Source organism: Lysobacter sp. Soil_N_23 (assembly GCF_057656135.1).
This window is the reverse complement of record NZ_JBDGKY010000003.1, coordinates 224,631-233,593: the sequence shown is the minus strand read 5'-3', so window position 1 is coordinate 233,593 and position 8,963 is coordinate 224,631. Positions and strand designations below refer to the sequence as shown.

Here is an 8,963-nt window from a genome sequence, read left to right as displayed (position 1 = left end):
TGGCGAGATATGCCGCCCCTGCCCTCATCCGCCTGCCGGCACCTTCTCCCGCTCGCGGGAGAAGGGTGGCTCCGGTGATTCTCAGGCCTCGGCGCGCAATGTCACCACCAGCACGTCGCGATGCGACGGCTGCTCCGGATCCTGCGCTTCCACGGCGGTCACGCCATGGAACACCCGGGAATCATCGACGAGCGCTGCATCCAGCGGATGGGTCAGCGTGAAGCTGCCCAGCTCGCGGCCATCGGCGGCGTGGATCGTGGTGGTTCCGCTGACGATGTTGTGCCGGTCGATCAGCAGCACCAGGACGTAGTTCACACCGTCGCGGTGGACGCCTTCCGGCGTCGGCTGCCCGGGTTCGCCTGGACGGGCCTCGATTCGGAACTGGTGCAGTTCGATATGCCAGGCCTCCACCTCCGGCGACAGCCCGCCGTAGAAGTCGCGACAGAACTCCAGGACCGTGCGCAGGCTGAAGCTCTCGGCGATCTCCGGCAGCACCGGTTCGAACCAGCGCTCGATGCCGCCCTGCAGGTTGTTGTAGTCGCGACTCTGGTAATGCGGCTGATGCGGCTGGCGCACGATCGCGCCGCTGCTGCCGGCAGCGAACACCGCGTAGCGACGGCGTCGGTTATGGCCAACACTGGCCAGATAGGCGTCCGGCGCCAGATCGTCCCAACTGGCGGCGAAGCGCGCCCAGTCGTCGAGTGCATGGCGCTGCTCGAACAGTTCTCGCATCACCTTGCCGGCGACAAAGCTGAAGCCATCGCGCCTGAGCGTTTCGTGCAGGGCGGACAAGGTGGTCTCGGCGGGGGTTTGCATGTGGGGGATGACAGGCAAGGCGCGGCGGGATCGTCGCGCGCGGTTTCGGAGAGGTCAGGGCGTGATGTTCAACGCTGCCTGCACGAGCAGCCAGAGCACGCAGGCGTAGCCGGCGAACCAGGCGGCGCTGCGCAGCAGGTGCCGGCCGCTGATGTAGAGCAGGCCGTGCAGCAGACGGAAAACGATGAACGCGATCGACAGCGTGCCGATCTGCGCATGCGGCACGCCCGCCAGCTGGGCCAGGATCACGCCCGCGGCGAACGGCGCGAACGCCTCGTAACTGTTGAGCTGCGCGGCGCTGGCGCGAAGCGAGCGCTGGCTTTGCTGGCGCTCCTGCCAGCGGCGTGGGTCGCGGTTGTCGTAGCGCTCGCCACTGGCCTTGGCGATGGCGACCCACAGGTAGGGCAACACAGCGGCGATCAGGACACAGACGTAGGCGGTGGCAAGCGTCATGGCATTCCCCGGCTGAACGAGGCGCCAGCGTATCCGAAATGACAACGGCGCCCCACTGCCGAGGCGCCGTTGTGGCTGCTGCAACCGTCGCTGCGTTACTTAGCCGCGGGTTTCATCAGCTTGTCGTGGGCGGCGCGGAAGGCATTGCCCTGGTACCAGTTGGGCCACTGCTCGCTGCCCGCCAGGGTCTTGCCGACACCATAAAGCGCGTCCAGGTCCTGGATGACGCCGTCGAGCTTCCACGACGGATCGTACTGATCGCCGGGCTTGTGGTAGCGGTTGTCGCGATAGTCGACCTGCGCCTTCTGGCCGGCCTCCATGCCACCGTCGATCAGGTCGTCACCGCCCTTGGCATAGAGCGCCGGCACGCCGGCCTTGGCGAAGTTGAAGTGATCGGAGCGGAAGTAGAAACCGTCCTCCGGCGTCGCTTCGGCATGCAGCACGCGCTGCTGCCCATCGGCGACCGTCTTGAGGATGTCCTCGAGCTCGGAGCTGCCGAAACCGACCACCGTCATGTCGCGTGACTTGCCGATGACCGGCATCGCATCGAGATTGATCACGGCAACCGTCTTGTCGAGCGGAACGGTCGGATGGGCGACGTAGTACTTCGAGCCCAGCAGGCCCGACTCCTCCAGCGTCACCGCCAGGAACAGCAGCGAGCGATCCGGTGGCGGCTGCTGCTTGCTGAAGGCCTCGGCGATCTCGAGGATGCCGGCCACGCCGGTCGCGTTGTCGACGGCACCGTTGTAGATGGTGTCGCTGCCAACCTGGGCCGCTTCGCCATGACCTTCGTGGCCGTGGTTGCCCAGGTGGTCCCAGTGCGCCATGTAGACGACGGTCTCGTCCGGGCGCTTGGCGCCGGGCAGGCGTGCGACCACGTTGCGCGAGGCCTTCTCGCTGATCGTGCTCTTCAGGTCGACCGACAGCTTCGCCTGCAGCGGGATGGCCTTGAATCCGGGCTTGCCGGCGGCCTTGTAGAGCTCATCCAGGTTCTGCCCGAGCGACGACAGCAAGGTGCGGGCGACATCGCCGGTGATCCAGCCCTGCACCGGCAGGCGCGGCTCCGGATCGTCCTTGGCCGGCAGGTCGAACTGCGCGCCTGACCAGGAATTCCTGACCACATCCCAGCCGTAGGAGGCGCCGTCGCTGTCATGGATGATCAGCGCCGCCGCTGCGCCCTGGCGTGCGGCTTCCTCGAACTTGTAGGTCCAGCGGCCGTAATAGGTCATCCGCTTGCCTTCGAACAACTTCGGATCCTGACCGTGGAAACCGGGGTCGTTGACGAACATCACCACGGTCTTGCCCTTGACGTCGACGCCGGCGTAGTCGTTCCAGTTCTGCTCGGGGGCGTTGACGCCGTAGCCGACGAACACCAGCTCGCTGCCGTCGACCTTGACTTCGTTCTTGCCGGTACGGGTGCCGATCACCATGTCGCTGCCGAACTTCAGTTCGCGCGGCTGGCCCTTCACGTCGAGCCTGACCACGGTGCCTTCGTTGGCGACCGTCTCCACCATCGGCACGGTCTGCACGTAACTGTCGCCGTTGCCGGGCTGCAGGCCGATGCGCTTGAACTGCGCTTCCAGGTAGGCGACGGTCTTGTCCTCGCCGGCACTGCCGGGGGCGCGGCCTTCGAACTCGTCCGACGCCAGCGTCTTCACGTGTTCGGCGAAGTCGGCGGCGTTGATCGTGTCGCCAAAGGGATGGCTGCTGCCGGGGTCGGCAGGAGCATCAGTAGAAGTCGGGGCGGGCGCCGCGACCGTCGGCGCATCGGCCTCGGGTTTGGAGCAGGCGGCCAGCGCCAGCGTGCCGACTATCGCGGCGGTAAGCAGGGAAGTGCGGGACATGAGACCTCCGGAATGGACCAACCGCACCAGAGGCCGTGAGACGGCAGGTGCGGATTTCCATTCTAGGGCCCAAGTCCGAGGCGCCGACGTGCCGGGTCCGACAGTTCGTCGCGCCATCCCGGCCCTGCTGTCGTCCCGAACGAAGTGAGGGACCTGCTTCTGCGCGGCTGACGCAGAAAGCAGGTCCTTCCGTGCCCGGGACGACCGGAGCTGCCTTACTCCGGCGGCAGGGCGCCGTCGTAGCGCACCGCGGTGGCACCGGTGATCGCGCCGGTCTTGGCCGTGTTGTGGACGTACAGCGTGACCTTGCGCTCGAACACCAGCGGGCCGTCGACCACGGCATTGGGTCCGATGATCACCTTCGGATCACGCTTGTTCATCGAGAACCAGCTCTGGCTCGGCTTGGTGTAATGGATGCGACCCTTCACGTGCGAGTCGACGCCCACGGTCAGATCGCCGTTGACGGTGCTGATGTCGCCGCCGACGTCGGTGTCGACCAGGCCGATCGCACCGTTGACGGTCTCGATGCTGCCGCGGACGTCGCCATTGCGGTCGACGAACACGCCACCGTTGACGGTTTCGAGCTTGCCGTCGAGACGCGACTTCTCGCCGACGCGGATGCTGCCATTGACCGTTTCCAGGCCGCCGGCCTGGACGTTGTCGCCGGCGGTGATGCTGCCGTTGACCGTCTCGGCGTCGCCGGTGCGTGCGCCCGAGCCGATCCTGATGCTGCCGTTGACGGTCTCGAGGCTGCCGGCCTGCTGGCCGGCATCGACGGTGATACTGCCATTGACCTTGTCGATGTCCTGGGCGGCAAAGGCAGCAGGGGCGGACAGGGCGAGGGCGAGAGGGAGGAGGAGAACTGGGCGAATGCGCATCGTTCGGGATTCCGTATTGGGGCGGGCTTCATTGAGGCAGGCTTCAATGCAGGAGATGCGGTGAGGGCGGCTTGGGTTTACGCCGCTTCGCTACAATCGCAGCCAGCGCCGGCCCAGGCCCGTGCCCGAAGTCACCTTTCGTAGCGTCAAGCCTTCCAACGACCAGGGAAACCCCGACGTGTCAGCCTCCCCCGTGCGCCCCAAACCCGTTGTCCTGCTCATCCTCGACGGCTGGGGCCACCGTGAAGACCCGACCGACAACGCCCTGGCCCAGGCCACCCTGCCCAACTGGCACGCGCTGCTGGCCAGCGCCCCGCACACCCTGATTCACACCGAGGGCCGCCATGTCGGCCTGCCGGACGGACAGATGGGCAACTCCGAGGTCGGCCACATGAACCTGGGCGCCGGGCGGATCGTCTATCAGGACCTGACCCGGGTCGATGCGGCGATCGAGGACGGCAGTTTCTTCGGCAACGAGGAGCTGCGCGCGGCCTGCGCGGCGGCGCAGAACAACGGCGGCACGCTGCACGTGATGGGCCTGCTCTCGCCCGGCGGCGTCCACAGCCACGAGAACCACATCTTCGCGATGCTCGAGCTGGCCCGCCAGGCCGGTGTCGCCAAGGTCGCCGTGCACGCCTTCCTCGACGGCCGTGACATGCCGCCGCGGTCGGCCGAGCCCAGCCTCAAGCGCCTGCTCGATGTCTGCCGCAAGCTCGGCAATGCCCGTGTCGCCAGCGTCAGCGGCCGTTATTACGCGATGGACCGCGACCAGCGCTGGGACCGCGTGCACCGCGCCTGGGACGCGATGGTCGAAGCTCGCAGCGAGCACGTCACCACAGGTCCCGTGGAGGCATTGCTGCAGGCCTACGGACGCGGCGAGAACGACGAGTTCGTCGCCCCGACCGTGATCGATGGCAGCGTGCCGATGGCCGACGGCGACGCGGTCGTGTTCATGAATTTCCGTGCCGATCGCGCACGCCAGCTGACCGCGGCGTTCGTGTCGCCGACCTTCGATGGTTTCGAAGCCCGCCGCCCGGCGCTGTCCCGCTTCGTCTGCTTGACCGAGTACGACGCGCGCCTGCCGGCGCCGGTCGCGTTCGGCCCGGACGATCTGCGCAACACCCTGGGCGAAGTGCTGGCCGTCAACGGCCTCAAGCAGCTGCGCATCGCCGAGACCGAGAAGTACGCGCACGTCACCTTCTTCTTCAGTGGCGGTCGCGAGGATCCCTACGAAGGCGAGACCCGCATCCTGGTGCCGAGTCCGAAGGTCGCCACCTATGACCTGCAGCCGGAAATGAGCTGCCCGGAAGTCACCGCCAGACTGACCGCGGCGATCCGTTCGGGCGACATCGACGTTGCGATCTGCAACATCGCCAATCCCGACATGGTCGGCCACACCGGCGATATAGCCGCAGCGATCAAGGCGGCCGAGGCGGTAGACATCGCCATCGGCGCGATCGCCCAGGCCGTGCGCGACACCGGCGGCGCGCTGCTGGTCACCGCCGACCACGGCAACCTGGAAATGATGCGCGACGCCACCACCGGGCAACCGCACACCGCCCACACGGTCGGTCCGGTGCCGTTCGTGTACCTGGGCCCGCGCAAGGCCACGCTGCGCAGCGGCGGTGCCCTGCGCGACGTCGCCCCGACCATCCTCGATCTGCTCGGACTGCCGCAACCGGCGGAGATGAGCGGCACGAGCCTGCTGGCGGGCTGACCGCGCCGATGCCCACTTCCTCGACGATGCGACTGCTGCGTGCATTCGCCATCGTTGCCTTCTGCTTCGCGGCGCTGGCGATGCCGGCCGTCGCGCAGAGCAGCCGCGAGGCCGAGCGCAAGCTGGAGAAGATCCAGCGCGAGTTGAAGGCGGTGGCCGATGAGCGACGCGAGATCGAGGGCCAGCGCGGCGATGCCTCGCGCCAGCTGCGCGATGCCGACGAGAAGGTCGGGAAATCCAATCGTCGCCTGCGCGAGATCGAGGCGCGCCTGGCACGCGAACAGTCCTCGCTGCAGCAACTGCAGCAGGAGCGCGAATCACTGCAGGCGCGCATGGCGGCCCAGCGCCAGGAACTGGCGCAATTGCTGCGCGGCGCCTACCTGCAAGGGCAGGACGCACCGCTCAAGTTGCTGCTGGCGCAGGACAGCGTCGCGCAGGGCAGCCGCACGCTGGCCTATTACGGCTATCTGCAGCGCGACCGCACCCGCCGCATCGCCGAACTGAACACGCAGCTGAAAGAACTCGACATGCTGCAGGCGCAGATCGTCCAGCGCAGGAGCGAACTCGACAGCACGCGCCAACAGCAGCGCAGCCAACTGGGCGAGTTGCAGTCCGATCGCAAGCAGCGCGCTGCCCTGGTCGCCTCGCTAGACCAGCGTTACAAGGACCGCAGCACGCGCGAGCGCGCCCTTGGCCGCGATGCCAAGGGTCTGGAGCAACTGCTGAAGAAGTTGCGCGTGGCCGCCGCCCGCGCCGAAGCGCAACGGCGCGCAGCCGCCGAACGCGCCGCTCGCGAAGAAGCGCGCCGGGGCAGTGGCGAGCCCCCGACGCGCAAGCCGGTGGTGGTGGCCAGCGCGCCGGCGCCGCAGGTGGGCGGGCTCGGTTGGCCGGTGTCGGGCGCCCTGCTGGCCGGGTTTGGCGCGACCATGCCCGATGGCCGCGGCAGCGACGGTCTGCTGATCGCGGCCAGTGCCGGCACGCCGGTCAAGGCCGTGGCCGATGGCAGCGTGGTCTACGCCGAATGGATGACCGGCTACGGCCTGCTGCTGATCGTCGATCACGGCAATGGCTACATGAGCCTGTACGCGCACAACGATGCGCTGCTCAAGGACGTCGGTGCCAGCGTCAAGCGCGGCGACACGCTGGCCACCGTCGGCAATTCCGGCGGCCAGGGCCGGCCGGCGCTGTACTTCGAACTGCGCCGGAACGGAGCGCCGGTGAACCCGGGCACCTGGCTGCGGCGCTGACGCTGAATGCACGTCGCCGCCGGTCCGACGGATTAACGAAAGGCTTCCATTGCCCGCCGCCAACGTGCCCATAATCGTCGCCAGCGTGGCCATTCCCCGAACGGCCCACGCCACCGAACAATGAAGTCCTGTCAGACCTGGTTCGGGTCTACGCCCATCGCGGAGTTTCGTGCATGTCCCTGCGCCATCTGGTTCTGGTTCCGCTTGCCCTGGCCGTTGCGGTCGCGTTGCCGGCTGCGGCACAGGAGACTGCGCCTGAAGCCGGTCCGCCCGAAGCTGCGGAAGCGCCGATCGAATCGCCCGACGCCGAGACCACCGAGTCCAAGGTCCCGCTGGAAGAGATCCGCCGCTACGTGTCGGTCTACAACGCGGTCAAGCAGGCCTATGTCGAACCGGTCGGCGACGACAAGCTGATGCACTCGGCGATCCGCGGCCTGCTGTTCGACCTGGACCCGCACAGCGTCTACCTCGACAAGGACGACGCGGAAAGTTTCGAGGAGCAGTCGCGCGGGGCCTACGACGGCGTCGGCGTCGAGTTGATGCGCCAGCCCGACGGCAGCCTGCGCGTGATCGCCCCCATCGACGACACGCCCGCGGCGCGCGCCGGCATCAAGGCCGGCGACGTCATCACCGCGATCGACGGCAAACCGTTCAAGCCCGACGAAGGCGACAACTCCGGCCCGCTGCGCGGCAGCGCCGGCAGCAAGGTCACCTTGACCATCGTGCGCGAAGGCAAGGACAAACCGTTCGACGTGACCATCCAGCGCGAGACCATCCGCATCGCCAGCGTGCGCAGCAAGATGCTCGAGCCCGGTTACGGCTACATCCGCATCAGCGCGTTCCAGGCCGACACCGCGGCCGACTTCGAAACCAAGATCGAGGCCCTCAAGGCGCAGGGTGGTGGCAAGCTGCGCGGACTGGTCATCGACCTGCGCAGCAACCCGGGTGGTTTGCTGACATCGGCGGTGCAGATCGCCGACGACCTGCTCGACAGCGGCAAGATCGTCAGCACGCGCGGGCGCATCGCCATCAGCGACGCCGAATTCTCCGCCACGCCGGGTGACCGCCTCGGAGGCGCGCCGCTGGTGGTGCTGGTCGATGCCGGTTCGGCCAGCGCGGCCGAAGTGCTGGCCGGCGCGCTGCGCGACAACGGCCGTGCCCGTATCGTCGGCAGTCGCACCTTCGGCAAGGGCTCGGTGCAGACCGTGCTGCCGCTGGACAACGGTGACTCGGTCAAGCTGACCACCGCGCGTTACTACACGCCCAGTGGCAAGTCGATCCAGGCGCTGGGCATCACCCCCGACGTGGTGCTGCATCCGCCCAAGGAGGACGACAAGAGCGTGCGCAACCTCAGCGAGGCGAGCCTGCCGGGCCACCTGCGTGGCGACGAGGAAGGCGATGGCCAGCCAGGCGACAATGCTGGCGACGTGCTCGATGGCGATGCGCCGATCACGGCGGCGCTGGTCGAGCTGAAGAAGCCGCCGGTGGCAAGCAACGCCAAGCCGGCAGCAAAGCAATAACCACGTTGTCGTAGGAGCGAGCTTGCTCGCGAAGGCACGTCCGGCAATCGGACAGGCCCGGTCGCGAGCAAGCTCGCTCCTACAGGGTCGGTGGTATCAGCGTGGTTTTGCCGGCAGTGGAAACGGCGTGACCACTTTCTCGCCAGTGGTCGCATCACGGATCGCCGACTGGCCTTTGCGCTCGACTTCCTCGACCCGGACGATGCTGTGCATCGGCAGGTGCAGCACGCGGGTGTTGCCGAACTCGTCGCGCAGGCGCTCTTCGGTCGGATCGATCACCACGCCGTCGTGGACGTCGAACACCAGCTCACCGACTTCGGTGAAACCCCACAGCGCACCGGAACCGACGTGACGGGCATACAGCTCGTACACCTTGCCGGCGTTGAGGAAGGTCACTTTGTAGAGCGGCTTGGCCATGGTGCAGGGGTGTCCGACAGGAAGATCCGCCTGCGCCAGCGCGGCGGTTGCCCAGACAATGGGGCGGGAAC

At 67.5% G+C, this 8,963-nt stretch carries 7 protein-coding genes and 1 pseudogene; 3 read left to right on the top strand and 5 right to left on the bottom strand.

From position 1 onward, the window contains the following. Positions 1-81: 81 nt before the first annotated feature. The 4 genes from AC3A3X_RS04310 to AC3A3X_RS04295 all read right to left on the bottom strand — a co-directional run bounded on the left by AC3A3X_RS04310 (position 82) and on the right by AC3A3X_RS04295 (position 3,985). The gene (locus AC3A3X_RS04310) at positions 82-816 is read right to left on the bottom strand and encodes a 2OG-Fe dioxygenase family protein (protein ID WP_487581813.1); all 735 of its coding nucleotides are present in this window, start codon (positions 814-816) and stop codon (positions 82-84) included. Between the two features lie 54 nt (positions 817-870). Beyond that, on the bottom strand, positions 871-1,269 hold the full coding sequence (locus AC3A3X_RS04305; protein ID WP_487581812.1) for an MAPEG family protein: 399 nt from the start codon (positions 1,267-1,269) through the stop codon (positions 871-873). 95 nt (positions 1,270-1,364) lie between these two features. Further along, complete coding sequence (locus AC3A3X_RS04300; protein WP_487581811.1) at positions 1,365-3,113, bottom strand: M28 family metallopeptidase; 1,749 nt, start codon at positions 3,111-3,113, stop codon at positions 1,365-1,367. A 215-nt stretch (positions 3,114-3,328) separates the two neighbouring features. Further along, on the bottom strand, positions 3,329-3,985 hold the full coding sequence (locus AC3A3X_RS04295; RefSeq protein ID WP_487581820.1) for a DUF4097 family beta strand repeat-containing protein: 657 nt from the start codon (positions 3,983-3,985) through the stop codon (positions 3,329-3,331). A gap of 184 nt (positions 3,986-4,169) precedes the next feature. On the opposite strand from AC3A3X_RS04295, the gene gpmI reads away from it, so the two are divergent. The 3 genes and pseudogenes from gpmI to AC3A3X_RS04280 all read left to right on the top strand — a co-directional run. Further along, positions 4,170-5,708, top strand: a complete 1,539-nt coding sequence (gene gpmI, locus AC3A3X_RS04290) for a 2,3-bisphosphoglycerate-independent phosphoglycerate mutase (RefSeq protein ID WP_487581810.1) — start codon at positions 4,170-4,172, stop codon at positions 5,706-5,708. A gap of 8 nt (positions 5,709-5,716) precedes the next feature. Beyond that, entirely contained in the window at positions 5,717-6,955 is a 1,239-nt protein-coding gene (locus AC3A3X_RS04285) for a murein hydrolase activator EnvC family protein (protein WP_487581809.1), read from the top strand. A 173-nt stretch (positions 6,956-7,128) separates the two neighbouring features. After that, positions 7,129-8,469: pseudogene (locus AC3A3X_RS04280) on the top strand (S41 family peptidase); the annotation flags it as partial. A 102-nt stretch (positions 8,470-8,571) separates the two neighbouring features. Here AC3A3X_RS04280 and AC3A3X_RS04275 read toward each other — a convergent pair. Further along, positions 8,572-8,892, bottom strand: a complete 321-nt coding sequence (locus AC3A3X_RS04275; RefSeq protein WP_200609260.1) for a DUF1820 family protein — start codon at positions 8,890-8,892, stop codon at positions 8,572-8,574. Positions 8,893-8,963 lie beyond the last annotated feature (71 nt).